This window comes from Acidisoma sibiricum, assembly GCF_057837225.1.
Window position 1 is genome coordinate 1,135,052 of record NZ_CM174445.1, and the last position, 23,975, is coordinate 1,159,026.

Genomic DNA, 23,975 nt, shown 5'->3' on the forward strand with positions numbered 1-23,975 from the left:
CCCGCCCGTTATATGATTGACTACGCGCCGAGCGGGGCGGAATGGTCGCTCTGTGCCGCAACCCCGGCCATCTGATCCCGTGACTCGATCCGCATCAAGGACGCGGCAATAAAGGCATCTCGGTGTGTGCCGGTCTTGTCAGACCAGGAACACCATACTTCGTGCATCGCCCCGTCGGCATTCGTCACCCGCATGAGGGGACCACCGATCACCAGCCTCACGACATCGCCCATCCGCAATACGTCTTGCATCTTCCCCTCCACCGGCGATCCAGGGCCGCCGTTACGGATGGGATATGGGTTTCGCCCCGGCCCGCGTCGAATCACGCCTTCGGGATGGTATTGGGGTCGGGCTACTCCCGATCGTGCGCGCGACGACGGGATCATGCACGGCTTAAAGCCAGTCGCCCAGTGGCGCAGACATCGCCATCCACCCGCATCACCCCCCGTGCCCGGACCCAGACTTGGGTCTCGACATCCATTCGGCGCGGTCTTGACAGGCGATCCTTGGTGAGCCCGGTGGGACTCGAACCCACGACCCCATGATTAAAAGTCACGTGCTCTACCGGCTGAGCTACGGGCTCGACTTAGGATGGGTGGGTTGAACGGCAGATGGGCGCCCACGTCAAGCGCCGGATACGAAAAAACGCCCCGCGCTGGACGCGGGGCGTTGTCCCGAAGCCGCTAGAAAGCCGTGAGGCTTACTGGGCCACCGTCATCTTGATGATGCGGTCCGGGTCGGTCACGCTGCCGCTCTGGCCCGCACCCTTCTTGATGTCCTGCACATAGTCCATGCCGCTCACGACCTGGCCCACGATCGTGTACTGGCCGTCCAGCCAGGGGGCCGGGGCCAGGCAGATGAAGAACTGGCTATTGGCGCTGTTCGGGTCGGCGGTGCGGGCCATGCCCACGGTGCCGGTGAGAAATTTGGCGTCATTGGTGAATTCAGCCGGCACGTTGGGCAGGCTGCTGCCGCCGGTCCCGGTGCCGGTCGGGTCGCCGCCCTGGGCCATGAAGCCCGCGATGACGCGATGGAACGGGGTGTTGTCGTAAAACCCTTCGCTCGCCAGCTTCAGCAGCCGGGCCGAGGACTGGGGCGCGATATCCGGCCGCAGCTTGATGACCACGGTGCCGTATTTCAGCTGCATGTCGAGCGTGTCGGATGCCGCCTGTGCTTCACTCATACCAAATCCAATCATGGTTGCGCCGAGGACGACCTGCATCGCCTCTCTTCGGTTGAAGGTCATGGCTCTCTCTGTTTCCTGGCCCAGGCTTCGAGCTGCTTCTCCGTCAAGGGAGGCACGAAGCTCGAGACATCTCCCCCCAGCAGGGCGATTTCCTTGACGAAACGGGAGGAGATGAACTGATGCTTTTCACTCGCCATCAGGAAGACCGTCTCGATCGCAGAGTCGAGCCGGTAATTCATGCCGGCAAGCTGGAATTCAAAATCAAAATCCGAGACGGCGCGCAGCCCACGCAAAATGACGCTGGCCCCGACCTCGCGGGCGAATTGCACAAGAAGGGTGGAGAAGGGCCGCACTTCAAGGACCGTCCCGGTCTCTTTCATGCTCTCCGCCAGAACGGCGCGGGTCAAAGCCACGCGCTCGTCCAGCGCCATCAGGGGATTCTTGCCGGAATTGACCGCGACGCCGACCACCAGCCGGTCGACGAGGCGGGCGCCGCGGGTAATGATATCCAAATGGCCATTGGTGATTGGATCGAAGGTCCCGGGATAGACGCCGATCTTTTCACGCGGGGCCATATCAGACCGGCGTCCCGTCGGGCGGGGTTTCGTCGGGCGGCGTGCCGTCGAAGGGTGTCCCGTCATCCAGGATATCCGGCAAGTCATCCGCAGGCGTATCGCCCGCTTCCGGCTCGGTCGGCTCCTCCATGACCGGGAAGACGCTCGTCACCGTCTCGCCATCCCCGAGGCGAACCAGGGTTACGCCCATGGCCTGGCGGCCGGTGACGCGCACCTGATCGCCCGGCACGCGGATCAGGCGGGCGGCATTGGTCACCAGCATGAGGTCGTCGCCCGGCTGCACCGGGAAGGTCGCGACCACCGCCGTGCCGTTACGCGGCGCCAGCGTAATATTGGTGATGCCCTGCCCGCCGCGGCCGGTGACGCGGTATTCGTAAGCGGAGGACCGCTTGCCGAAGCCGCCATCGGTTACCGTCAGCAGATTCTGCTCGGCGTCGCGCAGTTCCTGGAACCGCTCGTCAGACAGGCTGACCGCGCTGCCCGCGGCTTCCTCGGCATCGGCTTCGATCTCGACCACGTCCTCATCCCCCGCGCGGCTGCGCTTCAGATAGGCGGTGCGCTCCTCAACGCTGGCCGGCACATGGCGCAGCACCGAAAGGCTGATGACACGGTCGTCCTTGCCCAGACGAATGCCGCGCACACCGGCCGAATCACGGCCGGCGAAGACGCGCAGATTGTCCTCATGGATCTGGAAGCGGATGCAGCGGCCGCGTTCGGTCGCCAGCATCATGTCGTCGCCGTCGCGGCAGGTCGCCACACCGATGAGGTGATCGCCCTCGTCCAGCTTCATCGCAATCAGGCCCGAGGTCCGCATATTGCGGAAGTCGGACAGCTTGTTGCGGCGGACATTGCCGGCGGCGGTCGCGAAGACCAGGTGCAGATTCTCCCACAGGCTTTCATCCTGCGGCAGCGGCAGCACGGTGGTGATGGTATCCGTGCCCAGTTCCGGCAGCAGGTTGATCAGGGCGCGGCCCTTGGCCTGCGGTCCGGCCTCCGGCAGACGCCAGACCTTCTCGCGGTAGGCTTTGCCGCCTGAGGAGAAGAACAGCACCCATTGATGGGTATGGGCATTGAAGCTGCGCGTGACCACGTCATCGCCGCGCGTCGTCGCCGCCGTCCGGCCACGGCCGCCGCGATTCTGCTGGCGGAAGGTTTCCAGCGGCGTGCGCTTGATGAAATTGTCGCGGGTGATGGTGACGACCATCTGGCCCGGCTCGATCAGGCTTTCATCGTCCTGATCGGCCGCCGCATCGGTGATCACGGTCATGCGCGGGGAGCCGATTTCCAGGCGCACGGCTGCCAACTCATCGCGCATCACTTCCAGGCGGCGCGGACGCGACGCCAGGATGTCCAGCAGATCCTTGATCTTCTCAGCCACTTCGCCGAGTTCCGAGACGATCTTGTTGCGTTCCAGACCGGTCAGGCGCTGCAGGCGCAGATCCAGGATGCCGCGCGCTTGCGCTTCCGTCATCTTGATGCGGTCGGTGCCGGCGACGATGCTGCCGCGATCCTCGATCAGCTCCAGCAGCGGCAGAATGTCCTCCGCCGGCCATTCGCGCTCCATCAGCGCGGCGCGCGCGGTCGCGGCATCGGCTGCAGCCCGGATGATGCGGATGACCTCGTCGATATTGGCGACGGCCACGGCCAGGCCCACCAGCAGATGGCCGCGGTCGCGAGCGCGCGACAGGTCATGCCGGGCGCGCCGCAGAATGACATCCTCGCGGAAGGTGATGAAGCACATCAGCGCTTCGCGGATGCCCATCTGCCGCGGGCGGCCATTGTCCAGCGCCAGCATATTGACGCCGAAGGAGGTCTGCAGCTGGGTGAAGCGGAACAGCTGGTTCAGCACCACTTCGGGCGTCGCGTCGCGCTTCAGCTCGACGACGATGCGCATGCCGTCGCGATCGCTCTCGTCGCGCAGGTCGGAAATGCCTTCAACCTGCTTGTTGCGCACCAGATCGGCGATGCGCTCCATCAGGGTTGATTTGTTCACCTGATAGGGAATTTCCGTGACGATGATCGCCGTACGGTCCTTGCGGATTTCCTCGAATTCGGTGCGGGCGCGCAGGATGACGCTGCCGCGGCCGGTCTCGAAGGCCTGGCGGATGCCGGCGCGGCCCAGGATGATGCCGCCCGTCGGGAAGTCGGGGCCGGGAATGATGGCCATCAGCTCATCGAGCCCGATATCCGGGTTCTCGATCATCGCGAAGGTCGCGTCGATGACCTCGCTGGGGTTATGCGGCGGAATATTGGTCGCCATGCCGACGGCAATGCCATTGGCGCCGTTGACCAGCAAATTCGGGAAGGCCGCCGGCAGAACCTTGGGCTCTTCCGCGCTTTCGTCGTAGTTCGACTGGAAATCGACCGTATCGCGGTCGATGTCTTGCAGCAGGAACATCGCGGCATTGGCGAGGCGGGATTCCGTATAGCGCATGGCCGCCGGCGGATCGCCATCGACCGAGCCGAAATTGCCCTGACCGTCGATCAGGCGCACGCGCATCGAGAAGGGCTGCGCCATGCGCACCAAGGCGTCGTAAATCGAGCTATCGCCGTGCGGATGGTATTTACCCATCACGTCACCGGTGATGCGCGCCGATTTGCGATAGGGCTTGTCGGGCGTGAAGCCCGATTCCTGCATCGAGAAGAGGATGCGGCGATGGACAGGCTTCAACCCGTCGCGCGCATCCGGCAGGGCACGGCTGACGATGACCGACATCGCATAGGCAAGATAGGACTGCCGCATCTCATCTTCGAGCATGATCGGCTGCGAAGCTGGCGGCAGGGAAGCAGGCTGGTCAGGCGGTGTGGTGTCGCTCAACGGGACTCTCGGAGCTGCTCAACAGGCGAGCGGGGAAGGCGGGTCAAAGCGCGACCCGCGCGGGGATCTATCGCCGTTGCAGACGGGAAGACATCAGAATTTTATGCCCTAAAAACGGGATTGGAGCAAGGTCGGGGCCGTTACCAGCGTTCGGGCAGGCGGGGCATCAGACCATCGGCAAAACGGCGGTTGAGGCGGGCGAGTGCGGCGATGTCGGCCTCGGGCCAGCCGGCCAGCGCCTGGGCCAACAGCCTGAGCCGCGCGGCCGTGATGGCGGTAACGATCTCCCGGCCGGCATCCGTCAGATCGGCGTCCCGGCGGCGGGAATCGCCGCGCGTCCTGGGGCGCAGGATAAGCCCCATTGTCTCCAGCTTCGCGAGTTGCCGGCTGATGGTGGTGTGGTCGCGTCCGACCAGATCGGCGAGGTCGGCGACGCAGAGCGCGCCGCGCGCGCCGAGGGTGACGAGCAGCGGAAACAGCGCGCGGTCCAGACTGACCCCGGCCTCACGCAGCAGGGCGTCATCCTTTTCCGGGCTGCCCAGACAGCCCAGCAGATCGATCAGAGCGCCGCTGAGGATGTCCAAGTCGCTGTGATTTTGCACCTGCGCCAATCCGTCCACCGCCTCCAATATGCGTGCATTTGCACGCAGTTGCCAGCCGTCAACTCCGTGCAAATGCAAAACGCCGCCCGCGTCTGCCCGGAGAGGCAGACGGAGCGGCGTTCCAGGAACCCATAGGCCGGCAAGCCGGCCTATGGCGGAACCTTAGTCTTCGCGGCGGCCGCCGCCGGCCTTGGCGCCGACCTTGTCCGAGATATCCTCGCCCGTCGCCTGATCGACGACGCGCATGGACAGTTTCACCTTGCCGCGGTCATCGAAGCCGATGACCTTGACCTTCACGGCGTCGCCCTGCGTCACGACATCGGCGGTCTTGGAGACGCGGGTCGATGCCAGTTCGCTGATATGAACGAGACCGTCCTTGGCGCCGAGGAAGTTCACGAAGGCGCCGAAATCGGCGACCTTCACGACCTTGCCGTTATAGATCTTGCCGATCTCGGCTTCGGCGACGATGCCGGTGATGCGGTCGATCGCGGCCTGGGTCTTCTCTTCGCTGGTGGACGCGATCTTGATGGTGCCGTCGTCCTCGATGTCGATCTTGCAGCCTGTCTGCTCGACAATGTCACGGATGACCTTGCCGCCCTGGCCGATGACTTCGCGGATCTTGTCCTTCGGCACATTGATGATCGTGATGCGCGGGGCGGTTGCCGCCACGCCGCCACGGGCACCGGTCAGCGCCTTGGCCATCTCGCCCAGGATATGGATGCGGCCTTCGCGGGCCTGCTCCAGGGCGATCTTCATGATCTCCGGCGTGATGGAGGTGATCTTGATGTCCATCTGCAGGCTGGTGACACCGACTTCCGTGCCGGCCACCTTGAAGTCCATGTCACCGAGATGGTCTTCGTCGCCCAGGATGTCGGACAGCACGGCGAAGCCGCGGTCTTCCTTGATCAGGCCCATGGCGATACCGGCCACGGGGCGGGCCAGCGGCACGCCGGCATCCATCAGCGCCAGCGAGGTGCCGCAGACGGTTGCCATCGAGGAGGAGCCGTTGCTCTCGGTGATCTCGGAGACCACGCGCAGGGTGTACGGGAACTTGTCCTTGCCCGGCAGCAGCGGGTGGATGGCGCGCCAGGCGAGCTTGCCATGGCCGATTTCGCGGCGGCCCGGGGAGCCCATGCGGCCAGCTTCACCTACCGAGTAGGGAGGGAAGTTGTAATGCAGCATGAAGTGCTCGCGATACTCGCCGTCCAGCGCGTCGATCACCTGCTCGTCCTGGGCGGTGCCCAGCGTGGCGACGCAGAGGGCCTGCGTCTCGCCACGGGTGAAGAGCGCGGAACCATGGGCACGCGGCAGCAGGCCGACTTCGGCGACGATCGGGCGCACGGTCTTGGTGTCGCGGCCGTCGATGCGGATGCCGTTGTCGAGGATGGCGTTGCGGACGATGTCGGCTTCCAGGTCCTTGAACAGGCCCTTGGCGGCATCGGCGTTCAGCCCTTCGGCGGTGAGCGTGGCGGCAGCGGCCTTCTTGGCGGCGCCGACCTTTTCATAGCGCGCAGCCTTGGCCTTCTCGCCATAGGCGGCGGCGATTTCGGTGCGGGCGAGGGCGTCGACGCGGCTGCGCAGCGTCTTCTGTTCCTCGGACGGCTCGGGGAGAGCCCAGGGCTCCTTGGCAGCGTGTTCGGCCAGTTCGATGATGGCGTTAATCACGGCCTGGAAGGCGGTGTGACCGAAGGTCACGGCTTCCAGCATCAGCTCTTCGGAGAGTTCGCGGGCCTCGCTCTCGACCATCAGCACGCCTTCGGCGGTGCCGGCGACGACGAGGTCAAGCTCGCTCTCTTCGGTCTGCTGGGTGGTCGGGTTGAGGATGAACTGACCGTCGATGCGGGCGACGCGGGCGGCGCCGACGGGGCCGAAGAAGGGAATGCCGGACAGGGTCAGCGCGGCCGAGCAGCCGATCAGGGAGACGATATCGGGATCATTCTCGAGATCATGGGAGAGGACGGTCGCGACGACCTGAACCTCATTGCGGAAGCCTTCCGGGAAGAGCGGGCGCAGCGGACGGTCGATCAGGCGGCTGACCAGCGTCTCGTTCTCGTTCGGACGGCCTTCACGCTTGAAGAAGCCACCCGGAATCTTGCCGGCTGCGAAGGCCTTTTCCTGGTAGTTGACGGTGAGCGGGAAGAAGTCCTGGCCGGGCTTCACGCTTTTGGCGCCGACCGCCGTGCAGAGCACGATGGTGTCGCCATAGGTGATGACGACGGCGCCATCGGCCTGACGGGCGATCTTGCCCGTCTCCAGAATCAGGGGGCGACCGCCCCATTCGATTTCCTTGCGGAAGTAGTTGAACATTCAATCATCCTTTCCGTGCGAGCCGGAGGTGACGGCAGGACGGAGCGCGGACCGGAATTGGGGGGAAGACAGGAGGTCGGCGTCTCGGGCGGCATGGGGAGCGGAATGCTTAGAGATGCATCCGCCGGCCATGTGGCCGGAAACGCCGGGCTGGTCCTGATTGCTTCCGATGGATGCCCCTGCCGGTCTTTCCTACGTACCGCCGCGTCAGCGGCCATGTCAGTGTTTACGCCTGTCGCGGCGTCGGTCTCGGCGCTTGCGCGGCCGTTCGTCTTGGCCCCAGGGCGGGGCAGATACCTTCCGCCCGAAGGCGGAAGGTGATCGCGATCTGCGCTTAGCGGCGCAGGCCGAGGCGGCCGATCAGCGTCGTGTAACGCTCATGATCGTTGCGCTTCAGGTAGTCGAGCAGGCGGCGGCGGCGGCCGACCAGCATCAGCAGGCCGCGACGGCTATGGAAGTCCTTCGCGTGGATCTTCAGATGCTCGGTGAGGCTGGAGATGCGCTCGGAGAGAAGAGCGACCTGGACTTCGGGGCTGCCCGTATCATTCGCGCCACGGGCATAGTCGGTGATCAGCGACGAGCGCTTCTCGGCTGCATTCGACATCGATGTGTTCCTATGAAAGGGGTTACAGCAGGCGCTCGGGCTTCATCCAGCCCTCTTCGAGCCGGCATAAACCGATCACGCGGCTCCCCACCATTGCGCGCACGGTCCCACCTGCGGGATCGGCGCCATCGGGTATCCGCCCCATGAGATCGACCAGGCTGAGGGCCTGGCCATGTCCGAGGCTGACGGCTTCACTTTCGGTCAAGGCCAGCGCCGGGATGTCGGCCAGCGCGGTCGCGACCGGCAGCAGAAGCGCCGGAGAGATGGGGGCCGTATCCTCCCCCTGTTCCAATTTGTCCAGGGAAATCGCCATATCCTCGGTAAAGGGGCCGACCCGCAAGCGGCGCAGGACGGTGATATGGCCCAAAGATCCGCAGGCGATGGCGATGTCGCGGGCCAGGCTGCGCATATAGACGCCCTTGCCGGACTCGACCGCGAAGACCGCCGTATCGGCATCCGGCCGGTCGATCAGCTCGAAGCGGTCGATCTGCGCGGGGCGCGGTTCCAGTACCGGGGCGCGGCCTTCGCGCGCCATGTCATAGGCCCGCTCGCCGGCCACTTTGATGGCGGAATAGATCGGCGGCACCTGCATGATGCTGCCGCGGAAGGCCGGAAGTGCGGCTTCAATGGCCGCGTTGTCGGGCCGCACGTCGGAGGTGCCGGTGACCGCACCCTCGGCATCGTCGGTATCGCGGGATTCGCCGAAGCGGAGCGTGAACTGGTAGCGCTTGGTACCGTCCATGACATAGGAGACGGTCTTGGTGGCCGAGCCGAAGGCGATGGGCAGCAGGCCCGTGGCCAGCGGGTCGAGCGTGCCGCCGTGCCCTGCCTTCTGCGCGTCGAACAGCCGCTTGAGCTTGTTCACCATATCGGTGCTCGTCGGGCCTTGCGGCTTGTCGAGAATAAGCCACCCGTCCAGAGGACGGCCGCGCTGGCGGCGTTTCATCATGATTCTAGAACAGTACAGATAAGGGAAACCGGATAAGGGGCGGGGCTATGGCAGGAGATGGCCCCCCCGGCAAGAGAGCCAGGCGCCTGTCCGCCCAGCCCGTATGGCAACCTTAATCCTACGAAAGCCTTGCATCCGGTCCCCGATCCCCTGAGTTTTAAACATGAGGCAAAGCAAAGGGTCTGTCCTGGCGATGATGGCATGCGACCGATGACGACGCCGCTGAGCCGCAGCATCGAGCGGCGCCTGACGATCGGCTATATCTGCGCTTTGACCATTGTCGCCCTGTTCACAATCGTCTCCCATTTCGTGCTGGTGGGCGTGCTGAAGACGCAGGACGGGTCGGCCGCCGTCATCAACATGAGCGGCCGTCAGCGCATGCTGTCTCAGCGCATTGCCAGCCTGGCCGCGCAATATACTCTGGGCGATGTCCAGGTGCGGCCGCAGCTGGTGGCGGCGACCGACCGCTTCGCCCGTCAGAACGACAGCCTGGTGCATGGCGACCTGGCCATAGGCATCGCGCCCGCCACTCTGCCTGCGCTGCGCAGCCTCTATTTCTCGCCTCCCGTGCGGCTTGATGCAAAGACGCAGGATTACGTGGCGGAAGCTCAGCAGATCGCGGATGCCCCGCCGGGCGACCCCCGTATGAAACCTGTCCTCACGCGCCTGTTTGCCCAGGCGACGCCCCTGCTGCAGGGACTGGAACAGGTTGTGACCGTGCATGAGCGGGCGAGTGAAACGGTGCTGATGCGGCTGGAGCGCATCCAGGATGCGACCCTGATCGTCGTGCTGCTGACCCTGCTGCTGGAGGCGCTGGGCATCTTTCGGCCTTTGGTACAGCGCGTCTCGCTCTATGCCCGGCAGCTGGTGAACCTCGCGACCACCGACCCCCTGACCGGCGCGCTCAATCGCCGCAGCTTCATGGAGCGTGGCCTGGAGGCTATCCGCGATTGCCGGCGCGAGCAGGGTGCGCTGGGGGCGCTCATGATCGACGCCGACCATTTCAAGCGTATCAACGATACCTTCCAGCATGCCGGCGGCGACGCGGTGTTGCAGGCGCTGACCCAGACCCTCAAGCGCGAGGTCCGTGGCGGCGATTTGGTCGGCCGGCTGGGCGGTGAGGAATTCGCGGTTTTACTGCCGCGCACGGGGCTGGCCGCCGCCCAGCAGACAGCCGAGCGGGTGCGGCTGGCGGTCTCGTCGATGCAGGTGGAACGCGAAGGGGCGACGATCCCCGTCACCGTCAGCATCGGGCTGACCGTCCTGGCGCAGGGGGACACCAGCATTGACGCGCTTCTGGCGCGCGCCGACCAGGCGCTCTACAGCGCCAAGCGCAATGGCCGGAACCGGGTCGAAGTGGCCGTATGAGCAGGCGCCGCGAAGCCCTGGCCCTGCGGATGATGGTGGGGCTGGCCGGCATCGTGCCGGTCGCGGCCGGGCTCGACGGGATGATCCGGGGTTCTGCCATGCTGGGCGGCGTATCCGCCGCCAATCTGACACTCGACAGCCATCTCCGCTATCTATCGGGCCTGCTGCTGGCCATTGGGCTGGGCTTCTGGAGCACGATCCCGCGCCTGGACGTGCAAGGCGGCCGCTTCCGGCTGCTGACGGCGCTGGTCGTGGTCGGCGGCCTCGGGCGGCTGTTCGGCATTCTGGTGATGGGCCTGCCGCCGGCGCCGATGCTGTTTGGCCTGGTGATGGAACTGGGCGTGACACCGCTCCTCTGCCTGTGGCAGGTCCGACTCGCGGCCAGCGTGCCGCAATCTGGCTGACATTCGCGCGGCATTCCCTTATGTGACGCGCATGACCGACACGCCGCTCTCCCTGATCCGCAACTTCTCCATCATCGCCCATATCGACCATGGGAAATCCACGCTCGCAGACCGCCTGATCCAGGCGACCGGCGGCCTCACCGCGCGCGAGATGACCGAGCAGGTCCTCGATACGATGGAGCTGGAGAAGGAGCGCGGCATCACCATCAAGGCGCAGACCGTGCGCCTGAATTACAAGGCGAATGACGGCCAGACCTATGTCCTGAACCTGATGGACACGCCCGGCCATGTGGACTTCGCCTATGAGGTGAGCCGCTCCCTCGCTGCCTGCGAAGGGTCCCTGCTGGTGGTGGACGCGAGCCAGGGCGTGGAAGCGCAGACGCTGGCCAATGTCTATCAGGCGATCGATGCCGGGCATGAGATCGTGCCCATCCTCAACAAGATCGACCTGCCGGCGGCCGAACCCGACCGCGTGAAGGAGCAGATCGAGGACGTGATCGGCATCGACGCGTCGGACGCCGTCATGATCAGCGCCAAGACCGGCATCAATATCGAAGGCGTGCTGGAAGCCCTCGTCACCCGCCTGCCGCCGCCGGAGGGCGACCCGAACGCGCCGCTGAAGGCGCTGCTGGTGGATAGCTGGTACGACCCCTATCTCGGCGTCATCATCCTGGTCCGCATCAAGGACGGGCATCTCAAGCGCGGCATGAAGATCCGCATGATGGCCAAGGGCGCGGTCCATACGGTGGACCAAGTCGGCGTCTTCCGTCCCAAGATGGAAGCGGTTGACGAGCTGGGGCCGGGCGAGATGGGCTATATCAACGCCGCCATCAAGACAGTCGCCGATTGCGACGTGGGCGACACCATCACCGATGACCGCCGCCCGGCGAGCGACATTCTGCCGGGCTTCAAACCCTCCATTCCCGTCGTCTGGTGCGGCCTGTTTCCGGTCGATGCCGATGATTTCGAGAAGCTGCGCGACTCCTTAGGCAAGCTGCGCCTGAACGACGCGAGCTTCCATTATGAGGCGGAAAGCTCGGCGGCGCTGGGCTTCGGATTCCGTTGCGGCTTTCTGGGCCTGCTGCATCTGGAGATCATCCAGGAGCGGCTGAGCCGGGAGTTCGACCTGGACCTGATCGCGACCGCGCCCTCGGTCGTCTATCATATCTATGACAGCAAGGGCGTGATGACCGAGCTGCACAACCCGGCCGATATGCCGGATGTGATGACGATCGACCATATCGAGGAGCCTTGGATCAAGGCGACGATCATGGTGCCCGACGACCATCTCGGCTCGGTCCTGACCCTCTGCAACGAGCGGCGCGGCCAGCAGCAGGACCTCACCTATGTCGGCACCCGCGCCATGGCCGTCTACAAGCTGCCGCTAAACGAGGTGGTGTTCGATTTCTATGACCGGCTGAAGTCCAGCACCAAGGGCTATGCGAGCTTCGACTATCAGATGGACAGCTACGCCGAAAGCGACCTCGTGCGCATTTCCATTCTCGTCAATCAGGACCCGGTGGACGCGCTGAGCTTCATCGCCCACCGTTCGGCGGCCGAAGCCCGCGGGCGCGCGATCTGCGCCAAGCTGAAGGACCTGATCCCCAAGCAGCTGTTCAAGATTGCGATCCAGGCGGCAATCGGCGGGCGCATCATTGCGCGTGAGACGATCGGCGCGCTGTCCAAGGACGTGACAGCCAAGTGCTATGGCGGCGATATCAGCCGCAAGCGGAAGCTGCTGGAGAAGCAGAAGGAAGGCAAGAAGCGCATGCGGCAGTTCGGCAAGGTCGAAATTCCGCAAAGCGCCTTCCTGGCGGCGCTCAAGATCGACGCCTGACGCCTGACGTGGCTGGGCTTGGCGCCCTCCGTCTGGCGCGGGTCTGATCCCGCGCGAAAACGCGGTCGCATTGGCCCCTTAGGGAGTTGCACTGCCCGCCGGTTGTGGCTAGGAAGCGGCCTCCGCTGGAGAGATGGCCGAGCGGTTTAAGGCGCACGCTTGGAAAGCGTGTGTGCGTGAAAGCGTACCGTGGGTTCGAATCCCACTCTCTCCGCCACGGCTGCCGCTGTGTCCAGACCGGGCACACAGGCCCCCCTCAGACATGGATCGCGACCGAGGGCCGAAGGGCTCAGCCGGGCTGGGCCGTGCGCCGGTCCTGCTGGAAGAAGGGGCCCTGGATGACGCGCACCCGCCGCATGATCTTCTCCCAGTGCAGTTCCCGCATGGCATAGATCTCGACCCAGAGATCGTCGCGGATGCTGCCGCCATACGGCAGTTTGAGATTGGCGAGGCCGATATTGCGCTTGAGCGTAGGTGACCAGATGCCGGAGCTGATGAAGCCCGCTTCGGTTTTTTTCCTATGATAGATGATGGCGTCCTGCGCGGGCTCCATGCCATCGATATCGACCGGGACCAGGCAATAGCGGGAGCCTTGCGTATTTTCGGCCCGCAGCGCCGCGCGGCCCGTGAAATGTCCCTTGTCCAGGTCGACCAGCCAGCCGAGCCCGAGTTCATAGGGGGAGCGGGTGCGGCCGCGCCGGATGGCCTGTTCGGCGGGGATGAAGTCGAGCTTGGCGCCGATGAAGCCGGCCTCGATACGCGCCATGTTCAGCGCGTGGCTGCCGATAGGCTCGACCCCGCCCAGATCCTGCCCGGCCGCCTGGATGGCATCCCACAGCGCCAGGGCGCCGTCAGGATCGATCCATAGCTCATAGCCGAGATCGCCGGTGAAGCCGGTGCGCGAGATCATCAGATCCCAGGTCTGGAAGCGCCAGTGACCGATGCCGAAGGGGCGCAGTCTTTCCAGCCCTGACAGGCCGAGCCGGGAGAGGACCGCAAAGCTTGTCGGCCCCTGCAGGGAGAGGCCAGCGACGGTATCCGTTTCATCAGTGATGGTAACGTCAAAGCCTTGGGCCGAGACATCCAGCCACCATGCCTGATGTTCCTGGCAGCACAGCCGCCAATCCTGGGGGCCCAGATGGAACAATGTGCCGTCATCGATGACCTGGCCGGCATCGTCGCACCAGACCGTATAGGCGACGCGGCTGGTGCGTAGCTTGCTGAGATTGCGCGGCACCAGACGGTCGAGAAAGGCATCCGCATCCGGGCCGGTGATGCGGTATTTGTTCATCGGCGAGACATCGAAGACGCTCGCCGTATTGCGGATGGCGAAGTATTCGCGCTCCATATTGCCGAAATCGGCGGCGGACCAATAGCCCTGCCAATACTCGAGCGATTCAAATTTATTCACCGCGCGCAGCCGTGGCGTGAAGGGCGTGTCCTTCAGGCCGATATGGATCGCCGTATGCGGCTGTTGAATGACCATATCCGGGCTCATGCTGCCTGCCTTTTCGCCTTGGTCGCCGCCAATACCGCCTGGGCCGCGTTATGCCCGGCGGCCCCCATGACGCCGCCACCCGGATGGCAGCCGGCGCCACAGAGATAGACGCCTGCGACCGGCATGGCATAGCGGGCAGCGCCATTCACGGGGCGCAGCATCATCAACTGGTCAATGGCGAGTTCGCCGTGATGCCAATGGCCTTTCGGCAGACCATAGTCACGTTCGAGATCAAGGGGTGTCAGCAACTGGTGGCCGACCACCAGGCCGCGGATGCCGGGGGCGAAGGCTTCCAGCCGGTCGAGCAGCACCTCCAGATAGCGCGGCTTCTGCGCGTCCCAGCCGCCGGTCAGCGCATAGGGCGCGTATTGCACCACGGCCGAGAGAACATGGCCGCCGGTCTGCGTGAGGCTTGGATCGGTGATGGAAGGCAGGGTGATTTCCATCAGCGGATGCGGTGACCATTCGCCGTATTTGCTGGGGTCGAACTGCGCCTCGATCCCGACCGCGCTATCGGCCAGCAACAGGCGGCCGCCGAGATCGGTCTCCGTCAGGCCGCGAAATTGCGGCAGAGCGCTTAAGGCCAGATTGAGCTTCGCGGCATTGCCTTTGCTGCGGATTTTGCTGATGTCGCGCTGGAAGCCGGCATCGAGATAGCGGGCGCCGATCAGCTTCAGCATTGTGGTCTGCGGATCGGCATTGGAGATGATGCTGGCGGCCGTGACCGCCTCCCCATTCTCCAGTTCCACGCCAGTTGCGCGGTCATCATCGACCAGGATGCGGCGCACCTGCGCCCCGGTGCGGATGGTGGCGCCGTGATGTGCGGCGGCGCTGGCCAGCGCCTGGGTAACCGCGCCCATGCCGCCTTTGGCGATGGCGCTCGCCGCCTGAATGGGGCCGACCTCACCGACCAGCCGGTAGAGCAGCGTCAGCACCGTGCCGGGGGAACGCGGCCCCATATTGGTGCCGAGCACGGCATCCGCCGCGAAGGCTGCCTGCAGCAAGGGAGAATTGAAATTGTCAGCCAAGAGATCGAAGACATTCATCGTCGCGATGCGCAGGAAATCCCGCATATCGGCCTGGCCCATGCCGCGAATGGCGAGGCCGAGCTTTGCCAGATCCAGCGTCTGCCAGATATCGCGATTGGCCAGGCGCGGCGGCTGCATGAGCAGCATCGGCCGCAAGGCCCGCGCCATTTTGAGCAGGCGCCGGCGCAGCGCCGGCAGCGCTGCCTGATCCTCGGACGAGACATCGCCGCTGACTGTCTCCCCCTTCAGGCGCAGCACGGCCCCATCCGCGCCGAGCACGCAGGTCGCGACATCCGCCGCGGCATAATCCAGGCCGTGCTTGGCGAGATCCAGCTCGCGGATGACGCGCGGATGCAGCCCATACAGCAGATGCGCGCAGGCCGAGACGCGGAAGCCGGGTGCGATGGTCTCGGTGCGCGCGGCGCCGCCGACGGTCTCCGCCGCTTCCAGCACAAGCACGCGCTGACCGGCGCGGGCGAGATAGGCCGCGCAGACGAGACCGTTATGGCCGCCGCCGATGACGATGCAGTCATAGGGCTGGGTCACAGGTCACGCTCCTGCCGCGGGTCGAAGCCCTTGATGCCGATATCCCGCAGAATTTCGCGCGCCGCATTCGCCCCAGGCGCGCCCATGACGCCGCCGCCCGGATGGGTGGAGGAGCCGCACATGTAAAGCCCGCCGATGGGCGCGCGGTATTGCGCATAGCCGGGGATGGGGCGGTTGAAGATGAGCTGATCCATGGTCAGCTCCCCCTGGAAGATATTGCCTTCGGTGAGCCCGACCTCATTCTCGATATCCCAGGGCGTGCGGGTCTCCACATGGTTGATGAGGCTGCGGAAATTCGGGCTTTGCGCGGCGATCTGGGAGAGCACGGTTTCGCGGAATTCATCCCGCGCCGGACCGTCCCAGCTGCGGCCATCCGCCAGAGTGGGCGGCGCATATTGGATGAAGACGCTCATGTAATGCTTGCCCGGGGGCGCCATGGTGGGGTCGATCTGCGTCGGGATCAGCATGTCCACATAGGGGTCACGCGACCAGCGGCCGGCCTTCCAGTCATCATAGGCGCGCTCCATCCGCTCCATACTGTCGGTGAAATGCAGATCGCCGCGCAGGCTGGGATGGCCGGGGGCGATATTGTCAAACTGCGGCATGCCGTCGAGCGCGATATTGAGCTTGCCCGAAGAGCCGCGGATTTTGAATTTGCGGACGAGATCGAGAAAGTCCGCCGGAAGGTCGCGGCTATCGACGATTTTGGTAAAGGTGCGCTTGACATCGAGATTGGAGACGACGCGCTTGGCCCGCAGCACGGTGCCGTCTGTGAGCAGCACGCCCTGCGTGCGGCCATCGCGCACCAGTACGCGGGCGACCGGGGCATCGGTCATGATGGTGCCGCCGGCCGCCTGGAAGGCGCCAGCCACTGCCTTACTGACCGAGCCCATGCCGCCGCGCGCGAAACCCCAGGCGCCGACGCTGCCGTCAATATCGCCCATATAGTGATGCAGCAACACATAGGCGGTGCCGGGCGAATAGGGGCCGAGCGCGGTGCCGATAATGCCCGATCCAGCGAAATGCGCCTTGATGACATCGGTCTGGAAATACTCATCGAGGAATTCGGCGATGGAGAGGGTGAAGAAGCGGATCAGCTCGCCCATGTCGCGCTCACCCAGGCCCGAAAAATGGCGTGCGAGGTAGAGCAGTTCGCCGATGTCGCGCGGGCGGAAACGGGTCGGGTCCGGCGGTGTGCGCAGCAGCAGCGGCTTGATCCAGCGGCACATCTTCATAACCGCGGTGGAATAATGGTCATAGGCATTGGCGTCCTTGCGGGAGAAGCGCGCCATTTCCGCCCGGAAGACGTCATGATCGTAATAAGTACAGAAGCGGCTGCCGTTGGCCATCATCGTCATCCCGCCCTCATAGGGGATGACCTGCAGACCGTGCCGGTAGAGGTCGAGATCACGCATGATCTCCGGCCGCAGCAGGCTGCAGACATAGGAACAGTTGGAATAGGTCCAGCCGTCATGCATCACGCTGCTGACGGCAGCCCCGCCGATATGGGCGTTCTTCTCCACCACCAGGACATTGAGGCCGGCGCGCTGCAGATAGGCGGCGTTGATCAGTCCGTTGTGACCGGCACCGATGACGATGGCATCCCAGACCTTGTCGCTGGCGCGCGCGCCCATGGCGGCGGGCCGGCTGAGCGTATCGGGCGAGGCGATGTGATTCATGCGCCTGCTCCCTCCGGCTCGGCGGTTGGCAGCAGTTGCGCTTGCGTGACGGCGATGGCGTCCGCGAAAGCCGCAAGGGTCTCTGTCAGGCAGGCCTCGTCATGGGCGGCGGAGACAAACCAGGGCTCGCGGGAATCCGGCTCGCAGAGCACGCCGCGATCATGCAGATGCGGCGCCATGGTATCGTAGAACGTATAATTGCTGGTCTTCCAGTCGCGGTAATTGCGCGGCGGTTCGGCGCGGAAAAACAGCCCGCCCATGCTGGGATGGCCGGTAAAGCAATGCGGCAATCCGGCCTTGGTGAGGACGGCGGACATGCCGTGCTGCAGGCGCCGTCCATAGAGCGCGATCTGCTCCAAGGTGTCGGTCTCTTCCACAATCTCCAGGGTTTTGGCGGCGGCGGCGATGGCGATGGAATGCGCCGTGTAGGTGCCGCCATGGGCGACGCCGGTTTCGATGCGGCGCATGATGTCTTCGCGGCCACCGAAGGCCGCGATCTGATAGCCATTGGCCATGGCCTTGGCGAAGGTGCAGAGATCGGCGCGGATGCCGAACAGCTCCTGCACGCCGCCGCGCGCGACGCGGAAGCCGGTTTTGACCTCGTCGATCAGCATGACGACGCCGTATTGGTCACAGAGGCGGCGCGCGGTTTGCAGGAAGGCGGCCTCGGCCGTCAGAGCGCAGCAATTGCCCATGATCGGCTCGACCAGGAAGGCCGCAATCCTGGAGCCATGCAGGCGGAAGGTCTGCTCCAGCCGCTCCAGATCATTGAGCGGCGTGAGATGGATCATGCCGCGCAGCCGGGCCGGAATGCCGGCGCCATAGGCCTTCAGCTCAGGCTCACCCGTGCCGTCCCAGCCTTCCATGTCGGTCTGCCACATGGCGGCATCGAAAAGGCCGTGATAGCTGCCTTCGACGATGACATATTCGTCCCGGCCCGTGAAACCGCGCGCGAGGCGCAGCGCCGCCATGACGGCTTCGGTGCCGGAATTGGAAAAGCGCACCAGTTCGGCCGCCGGCACCATGCGGCTGATGCGCTGGGCGACCTCGTATTCCTTTTCGGTGGCGAGGGCGAAGACGCCGCCGACCTTCATGCCCTCGATCGCCGCCGCATCGACGCGGGGGTCGGCATAGCCCAGAATCGCCGGGCCATAGCCCAGGCGGTAATCGATATACTCATTGTCATCGATGTCGGTCAGCCGCGCGCCGCGACCGTGCTTCACATAGATCGTATCCTCCCCCCAGTAGCGGAAGTTGGAGGCGACGCCGAGCGGCAGCTTGGTCCGCGCCCGCGCAAACTGCGCGCGGCTACGGGTGAGGGGCCGATGATTTGACTGAAGACGCATGAAACACATCGCATGCTATTGCCCGGCCAAGGCTAAACCCCGAGCGGCGGCCCTGTCCAGCGACTGAATGCGCATTCAGTCAAAAAACCTCTAAATTAGATTGCTTTGGTTGTGCCTTCTATGCAGGATGCGCTTGAGATTCGGAGGGTGTCTGAGAATGCCGAGCAAGGCTGCCGAAGGGGCCGTGCCCGCTGCGCCGCGTCGGCTGACAGATCGTACCGCGAGCCGGGAGGTGCGCCGGCAGCAGCTGATCGAAAGCACGATCGCCGAAATCGCCGAGAATGGTTTGGCGGGATTCAAACTCTCCGAGGTTGCCAAGCGCGCAGGCCTGGCCACGGGCATGGTCAATTTTCACTTCAACAGCAAGGCGCAGCTGCTGGATCAGACGCTAGAATTTCTGACCGAAGAATACCGCCAATGCTGGAAGCAGGCATTGGCGGCGGCGGGCCCCGACCCGGCGGCACAGCTTCTGGCCTTGATGATGGCTGATCTTGACCCCGTGGTTTGCACGCGCAAGCGCATCGCCGTCTGGCATGCCTTCTACGGAGAATCCCGCGCGCATAAGGCTATTCTGGAACGCTGCACGCAGCGTGAGGAGGAGCACCACCGGCAGTTGACTGCCGCCTGCCAGGCGGTGATCAGCCGGCAAAGCACAGGCGATGCCTGTCATGCCATGGGTGCTGCCCGTTTGGCGACGGGCCTCAGCGCCATGACGGATGGGATCTGGCTGGATCTGCTGTTCGGCGCCGGACAGATCGACCGTGCCGATGCGCGGCGAACCGTTCTTGCTTTTCTGGTCACGATCTTTCCCGCGGAATACACGCTGGAGCAAACCGCTGCTGCCTAAACCTATGTCTATCAGTGGTTGCCAAGTCTGCGTCGCGGTGATCATGATGGCGACCGGCCACGAAAGCGATACTGCCTAGGACACATAGACCTTCTCGACGTCAGACATTAGGGAGATCAGGCGATGATACGTCCGCAGCATTGGCTCGGCGCGGGGTTCCTGGCGGTATCAGCTTTTCTCGCAGGCATGATGCCGACACAAGCGGCCCAGCCGACGATCTATGTCTATAACTGGGCGGATTATATCGGCACCAATACCCTGGCCGATTTCACGAAGGAGACCGGCATCAAGGTGGTCTATGACACCTATGATTCGTCGGAAACCGTCCAGGCCAAGCTGATGGCCGGCAATACCGGCTATGACGTCGTCATCCATTCAGCGTCGAATTATGGCCCGCAGGATATCAAGGCCGGCATTTACCTGAAGCTCGACAAATCGAAGCTTCCCAATCTGGCCAATCTTGATCCCAGTCTTCTGAAGCAATACGAGGGCTACGATCCGGGCATGCAATATGGCGTGCCCTATATGTGGGGCACGACGGGCTTCACCTATAATGTCGACATGATCAAGGCGCGGCTGCCCAATGCACCGACAGATTCGCTCGCCATGCTGTTCGATCCTGCTGTCGTCTCCAAATTCAAGGATTGCGGGGTTTCCTTTTTTGATGGTCCGACGGATGTGATGCCGATGGCGCTGAGCTATCTGCATCTCGACCCCAATTCGCACAATCCGGCCGATTACAAGAAGGCCAAGGCCATGCTGATGAAGGTGCGGCCCTATGTGCGCACTTTCGACAACAGCAACTACCTGACCGCGCTGCCGGGGAAGTCCATCTGTATATCCATGACCTGGTCGGGCGATTATGCGACGGCGGTCGCCAATGCGCAGAGCGCCAATCAGAAAATCAATCTTGCCTATACGATCCCGAAAGAGGGATCAGGCCTTTGGTTCGACGCGCTGTTCATTCCTTCAGACGCCAAGAATGTTGATGGCGCTTTGAAGTTCATCAATTACCTGCAGCGGCCCGATGTGATGGCAAGCATCACCGAAGTCACCAATTATGCCAACGCCAATTACAAATCGACGCCGCTGATCCCCAAGAGCATCACTGGTGATCCGGCCAATTATCCGTCCCCTGAGATGATGAAGCGGACCTTTGCCGAAGAGCCGCTGCCGCCGCAGGCGACCAAGGCCGAAACCCGCGCCTTTTCCGACTTCAAGACCGGTACCTGACGGGGGCGGGCGCGTGGCGGATACGGTGCCCCAATCCGATACCGGTTCTTCCGCGGCGCTGTGGGAGCCATGGCGCGACCCCGCCGCCCGGCCCTTCATCGAAATCCGGCAGGTCAGCAAGCAATTCGGCAATTTCGTCGCGCTGAAGGATGTCAGCCTCAAAATCTATAAGGGGGAGCTGTTCTCCCTGCTCGGCGGTTCCGGCTGCGGCAAGACGACGCTGCTGCGGATGATCGCCGGCTTCGAGACGCCAAGCAGCGGCAGCATCATCATCGACGGACAGGACATGGCGGGCGTCGCCCCCTATGACCGGCCGGTCAATATGATGTTCCAGTCCTATGCATTGTTTCCGCATATGAGCGTGTTCAAGAATATCGCCTATGGCCTGCGCAAGGATGGGGTGGGCAAGGCCGAGATCCGCGAGCGGGTGGAGGCGGTGCTGAGCCTGGTGCAGCTGCGCGCCTTTGCCGAGCGCAAGCCGCATCAGCTGTCGGGCGGCCAGCGCCAGCGCGTGGCACTGGCCCGCGCTTTGGTGAAGCGACCTAAGGCGCTGCTGCTGGATGAGCCGCTGGGCGCGCTCGACAAGAAGCTGCGCGAGCAGACGCAATACGAGCTGATGACTATTCAGGACAAGGTTGGCATCACCTTCATTGTGGTGACGCATGATCAGGAGGAGGCGATGACGTTGTCCACGCGCATCGCCGTGATGGATCGGGGCGAGGTCTATCAGACCGGGCGGCCGATCGAGATTTACGAATATCCCAATTGCCGGCTGACGGCCGATTTCATCGGCACCATGACCATGTTCGAGGGACGCGTGGCGGGGATCGACAACGGCCTCATGCGCGTCACCAGCGCCGAGGCCGGCGGCGAATTGAGCGTCGCCTATTCCGGCATCGCGCTGCTGCCGGGCACGGAGGTCTGGGTCGCGGTGCGGCCGGAAAAGATCCGCCTGCTGCCTGAGGGCGCGCCCAGCACGGGCAATGCCGTGCGCGGCAAGGTCAAGGATCTTGGCTATTTCGGCGGCGTGACGGCCTATCGCGTCGCCCTGGACAGCGGCAAGCTGGTCCATATCACGGTCACCAATATGGCACGCGCTTTGGCCCTGAAGGCAGACTGGGATGAGCGGGTGACGCTGAGCTGGGACCCATCCGCCGCTGTGCTGCTGACCGAATGAGCGCCCGGGCTGAGGAGGAGGGGCAGGGGGCGGCCGAGCGTGCCCAGGCCAATATCGTGCCGCAGGAAGCGGTGGGCCTGCCGCCGGGCCCGCCGCGCCGCTTCAGGCTGGGGCGCTGGCCGGGTGCGGCGCTCGGGCGGTTAGCCGCCGGCTGGCAACGCGTGATGATCGCGGTGCCCTTCGGCTGGATGCTGATCTTCTTTCTGGTTCCCTTCGCCATCGTGCTGAAGATCGGCTTCGCGGACCAGCTGGTGGCGCGGCCGCCCTTCACGCCGCTGCTGTCCTTCCCCGACGGCGATCATCTGGCCCTGACCATCACCTGGGATAATTTCGCGAGCCTGTGGCAGGATGATCTTTATATCCGCGCCTATGTGAATTCGCTCAAGATCGCGGCGATTTCGACGATTTTCTGCCTGCTGATCGGCTATCCGATGGCACTTGCCATTGCAACCGCGACGCGGCGGCGGCGCAATATCATGCTGCTGATCGTGGTGCTGCCGTTCTGGACGCCCTTCTTGCTGCGCACCTATGCCTGGCTCGGCATCCTGGACAGCAATGGGCTGATCAACCGCGGGCTGGAGGCGCTGCACGTGATCCAGGCGCCCCTGACCATGCTGTACACGCCCTTCGCCGTCTATATCGGCATCATCTATTCCTATCTCCCCTTCATGATCCTGCCGCTGTATGCGAGCCTGGAACGGCTGGACCACGGCTTGGACGAGGCCGCGGCCGATCTTGGTGCGCGGCCCTTTGCGGTCTTCCGCGACGTCACCTTGCCGCTGTCGCTGCCCGGCATCATTGCGGGGTCTCTGCTCGTCTTCATTCCAGCGGTCGGCGAATATGTCATCCCCGATATCCTCGGCAATCCCGGCAACGTCATGATCGGCCGGGTTCTGTATGACGAGTTCTTCTCAAACCGCGACTGGCCAACCGCCGCGGCAGTGGCCATCGCGCTGCTGCTGGCGCTCGTGCTGCCGATGATCCTGTTCCAGTATCTGCAGGCGCGGCAGGGCGCGGCGCCATGACACGGCATCGTCCGCGCGTCCGCTTCAGCTCGGCCGTCTTCATCCTGGGCGTGGTGTTTCTCTACATCCCGATCCTCACGCTCATCGTCTATAGCTTCAACAGTTCCAAGATCGTCATGCTGTGGGGCGGGTTTTCGACGAAATGGTATGGCGCGGTCCTGCATAACAGTTTCATGCTGGCGGCTGCCCGGCGCACGCTGATCATCGGCCTCATCGCGGCAAGCGGGGCCGTCGTGCTGGGCACCATGGCGGGCTACGCCCTGGCCCGCTTCGGTCCCTTCCGCGGTCGCACTGTGTTCAGCGGCATGATCACCGCGCCGCTGGTGATGCCCGATGTCATTACCGGCATTTCGCTGCTGCTGATGTTCATCGCGATGCAGCAGATGATCGGCTGGCCCGCCAATCGGGGCATGCTGACGATCGCGATCGCGCATATTACCTTCTGCACATCCTATGTCACGGTGGTTTTGCAATCGCGCGTGGTGGCTTTGGACCGCAGCCTGGAAGAGGCCGCGATGGATCTGGGCGGCCGGCCCTTGCGCATCCTGTTCGATATCACGCTGCCGATCATAGCGCCGGCCATTCTGTCGGCCTGGCTGCTGGCGTTCACGCTGTCGCTGGATGATCTCGTCATCTCCAGCTTCGTCGCAGGGCCGGGGTCCACCACCTTGCCGCTGCTGATCTATTCCGAGGTCAAGCTGGACGTGAAGCCGGATGTGAATGCCCTGGCGACGATGGTGATTGCGCTGGTCACGATCGGCACCATCATGGCCGGCATTGTCATGAACCGGCGGGAGCGGCGGCGGCTGATGGATCAGCATCTGGCTTTTACCGCCGAAGCGGCGGCAGCCCGCGTTCCTTACGCGAAATCCTAAGGCGCCTTCGTGTTTCGCTTGAACTGCAAAGACTGTTTCGGTCATAATCGACTGAATAAACGTTCAGTCAG

20 protein-coding genes and 2 tRNA genes are annotated in these 23,975 nt (G+C 64.1%); 9 read left to right on the forward strand and 13 right to left on the reverse strand.

All coding sequences use genetic code 11. The features are described from left to right. Positions 1-20 precede the first annotated feature (20 nt). The 9 genes from AC3G7M_RS05505 to truB all read right to left on the reverse strand — a co-directional run bounded on the left by AC3G7M_RS05505 (position 21) and on the right by truB (position 9,038). The gene (locus tag AC3G7M_RS05505) at positions 21-251 is read right to left on the reverse strand and encodes a DUF2158 domain-containing protein (RefSeq protein ID WP_489214704.1); all 231 of its coding nucleotides are present in this window, start codon (positions 249-251) and stop codon (positions 21-23) included. A gap of 256 nt (positions 252-507) precedes the next feature. Continuing rightward, positions 508-583, reverse strand: a tRNA-Lys gene (locus AC3G7M_RS05510). A gap of 117 nt (positions 584-700) precedes the next feature. Further along, positions 701-1,183 carry a peptidylprolyl isomerase gene (locus AC3G7M_RS05515; RefSeq protein ID WP_489214705.1) on the reverse strand — a complete coding sequence of 161 codons (483 nt, stop codon included), beginning with the start codon at positions 1,181-1,183 and terminating at the stop codon, positions 701-703. 59 nt (positions 1,184-1,242) lie between these two features. Further along, the gene (gene coaD, locus AC3G7M_RS05520; RefSeq protein WP_489214706.1) at positions 1,243-1,761 is read right to left on the reverse strand and encodes a pantetheine-phosphate adenylyltransferase; all 519 of its coding nucleotides are present in this window, start codon (positions 1,759-1,761) and stop codon (positions 1,243-1,245) included. A gap of 1 nt (position 1,762) precedes the next feature. Then, a complete protein-coding gene (gene gyrA, locus AC3G7M_RS05525; RefSeq protein WP_489215968.1) occupies positions 1,763-4,519 on the reverse strand; it encodes a DNA gyrase subunit A in 2,757 nt (918 codons plus the stop codon). 200 nt (positions 4,520-4,719) lie between these two features. Further along, positions 4,720-5,181 (reverse strand): MarR family winged helix-turn-helix transcriptional regulator, encoded by a 462-nt coding sequence (locus tag AC3G7M_RS05530; protein ID WP_489214707.1) that lies wholly within the window; start codon positions 5,179-5,181, stop codon positions 4,720-4,722. Positions 5,182-5,343: 162 nt separating this feature from the next. Continuing rightward, entirely contained in the window at positions 5,344-7,488 is a 2,145-nt protein-coding gene (pnp, locus tag AC3G7M_RS05535) for a polyribonucleotide nucleotidyltransferase (protein ID WP_489214708.1), read from the reverse strand. A 334-nt stretch (positions 7,489-7,822) separates the two neighbouring features. Then, a complete protein-coding gene (gene rpsO, locus AC3G7M_RS05540) occupies positions 7,823-8,092 on the reverse strand; it encodes a 30S ribosomal protein S15 (protein ID WP_489214709.1) in 270 nt (89 codons plus the stop codon). Between the two features lie 22 nt (positions 8,093-8,114). Then, positions 8,115-9,038: a tRNA pseudouridine(55) synthase TruB gene (gene truB / locus AC3G7M_RS05545; protein ID WP_489215970.1), complete on the reverse strand. Its 924-nt coding sequence runs from the start codon at positions 9,036-9,038 to the stop codon at positions 8,115-8,117. 213 nt (positions 9,039-9,251) lie between these two features. Between truB and AC3G7M_RS05550 the strand changes: the two genes are divergently transcribed. The 4 genes from AC3G7M_RS05550 (at position 9,252) to AC3G7M_RS05565 (ending at position 12,867) form a co-directional block, all read left to right on the forward strand. Then, on the forward strand, positions 9,252-10,409 hold the full coding sequence (locus AC3G7M_RS05550) for a diguanylate cyclase (RefSeq protein ID WP_489214710.1): 1,158 nt from the start codon (positions 9,252-9,254) through the stop codon (positions 10,407-10,409). After that, positions 10,406-10,813, forward strand: a complete 408-nt coding sequence (locus AC3G7M_RS05555) for a DUF4345 domain-containing protein (RefSeq protein WP_489214711.1) — start codon at positions 10,406-10,408, stop codon at positions 10,811-10,813. The genes AC3G7M_RS05550 and AC3G7M_RS05555 overlap by 4 nt, the downstream gene beginning before the upstream one ends. 31 nt (positions 10,814-10,844) lie before the next feature. Continuing rightward, positions 10,845-12,650 carry a translation elongation factor 4 gene (gene lepA, locus AC3G7M_RS05560; RefSeq protein WP_489214712.1) on the forward strand — a complete coding sequence of 602 codons (1,806 nt, stop codon included), beginning with the start codon at positions 10,845-10,847 and terminating at the stop codon, positions 12,648-12,650. 127 nt (positions 12,651-12,777) lie between these two features. Continuing rightward, positions 12,778-12,867: transfer RNA gene (locus tag AC3G7M_RS05565), tRNA-Ser, on the forward strand. A gap of 72 nt (positions 12,868-12,939) precedes the next feature. On the opposite strand, the gene AC3G7M_RS05570 is transcribed toward AC3G7M_RS05565, so the two are convergent. From AC3G7M_RS05570 to AC3G7M_RS05585, 4 genes are read right to left on the reverse strand one after another with little or no spacing between them, the layout of a single operon-like run. Next, positions 12,940-14,148, reverse strand: a complete 1,209-nt coding sequence (locus AC3G7M_RS05570; RefSeq protein ID WP_489214713.1) for an aminomethyl transferase family protein — start codon at positions 14,146-14,148, stop codon at positions 12,940-12,942. Beyond that, positions 14,145-15,722, reverse strand: coding sequence for a phytoene desaturase family protein (locus AC3G7M_RS05575; protein ID WP_489214714.1), 1,578 nt, complete (start codon positions 15,720-15,722; stop codon positions 14,145-14,147). Before AC3G7M_RS05575 ends, AC3G7M_RS05570 begins: the two co-directional genes overlap by 4 nt. After that, on the reverse strand, positions 15,719-17,401 hold the full coding sequence (locus AC3G7M_RS05580) for a phytoene desaturase family protein (protein ID WP_489214715.1): 1,683 nt from the start codon (positions 17,399-17,401) through the stop codon (positions 15,719-15,721). Before AC3G7M_RS05580 ends, AC3G7M_RS05575 begins: the two co-directional genes overlap by 4 nt. Beyond that, a complete protein-coding gene (locus AC3G7M_RS05585; protein ID WP_489214716.1) occupies positions 17,398-18,747 on the reverse strand; it encodes an aspartate aminotransferase family protein in 1,350 nt (449 codons plus the stop codon). The genes AC3G7M_RS05580 and AC3G7M_RS05585 overlap by 4 nt, the downstream gene beginning before the upstream one ends. Before the next feature lie 157 nt (positions 18,748-18,904). Here AC3G7M_RS05585 and AC3G7M_RS05590 point away from each other — a divergent pair, with 157 nt between their 5' ends. The 5 genes from AC3G7M_RS05590 (at position 18,905) to AC3G7M_RS05610 (ending at position 23,904) form a co-directional block, all read left to right on the forward strand. Then, positions 18,905-19,594 (forward strand): TetR family transcriptional regulator C-terminal domain-containing protein, encoded by a 690-nt coding sequence (locus AC3G7M_RS05590; protein ID WP_489214717.1) that lies wholly within the window; start codon positions 18,905-18,907, stop codon positions 19,592-19,594. A 123-nt stretch (positions 19,595-19,717) separates the two neighbouring features. Further along, complete coding sequence (locus AC3G7M_RS05595) at positions 19,718-20,827, forward strand: polyamine ABC transporter substrate-binding protein (protein WP_489214718.1); 1,110 nt, start codon at positions 19,718-19,720, stop codon at positions 20,825-20,827. A 13-nt stretch (positions 20,828-20,840) separates the two neighbouring features. Continuing rightward, complete coding sequence (locus AC3G7M_RS05600; protein ID WP_489214719.1) at positions 20,841-22,004, forward strand: ABC transporter ATP-binding protein; 1,164 nt, start codon at positions 20,841-20,843, stop codon at positions 22,002-22,004. Continuing rightward, positions 22,001-23,029 (forward strand): ABC transporter permease subunit, encoded by a 1,029-nt coding sequence (locus AC3G7M_RS05605; RefSeq protein WP_489214720.1) that lies wholly within the window; start codon positions 22,001-22,003, stop codon positions 23,027-23,029. Before AC3G7M_RS05600 ends, AC3G7M_RS05605 begins: the two co-directional genes overlap by 4 nt. Continuing rightward, positions 23,026-23,904, forward strand: a complete 879-nt coding sequence (locus AC3G7M_RS05610) for an ABC transporter permease subunit (RefSeq protein WP_489214721.1) — start codon at positions 23,026-23,028, stop codon at positions 23,902-23,904. Before AC3G7M_RS05605 ends, AC3G7M_RS05610 begins: the two co-directional genes overlap by 4 nt. Positions 23,905-23,975 lie beyond the last annotated feature (71 nt).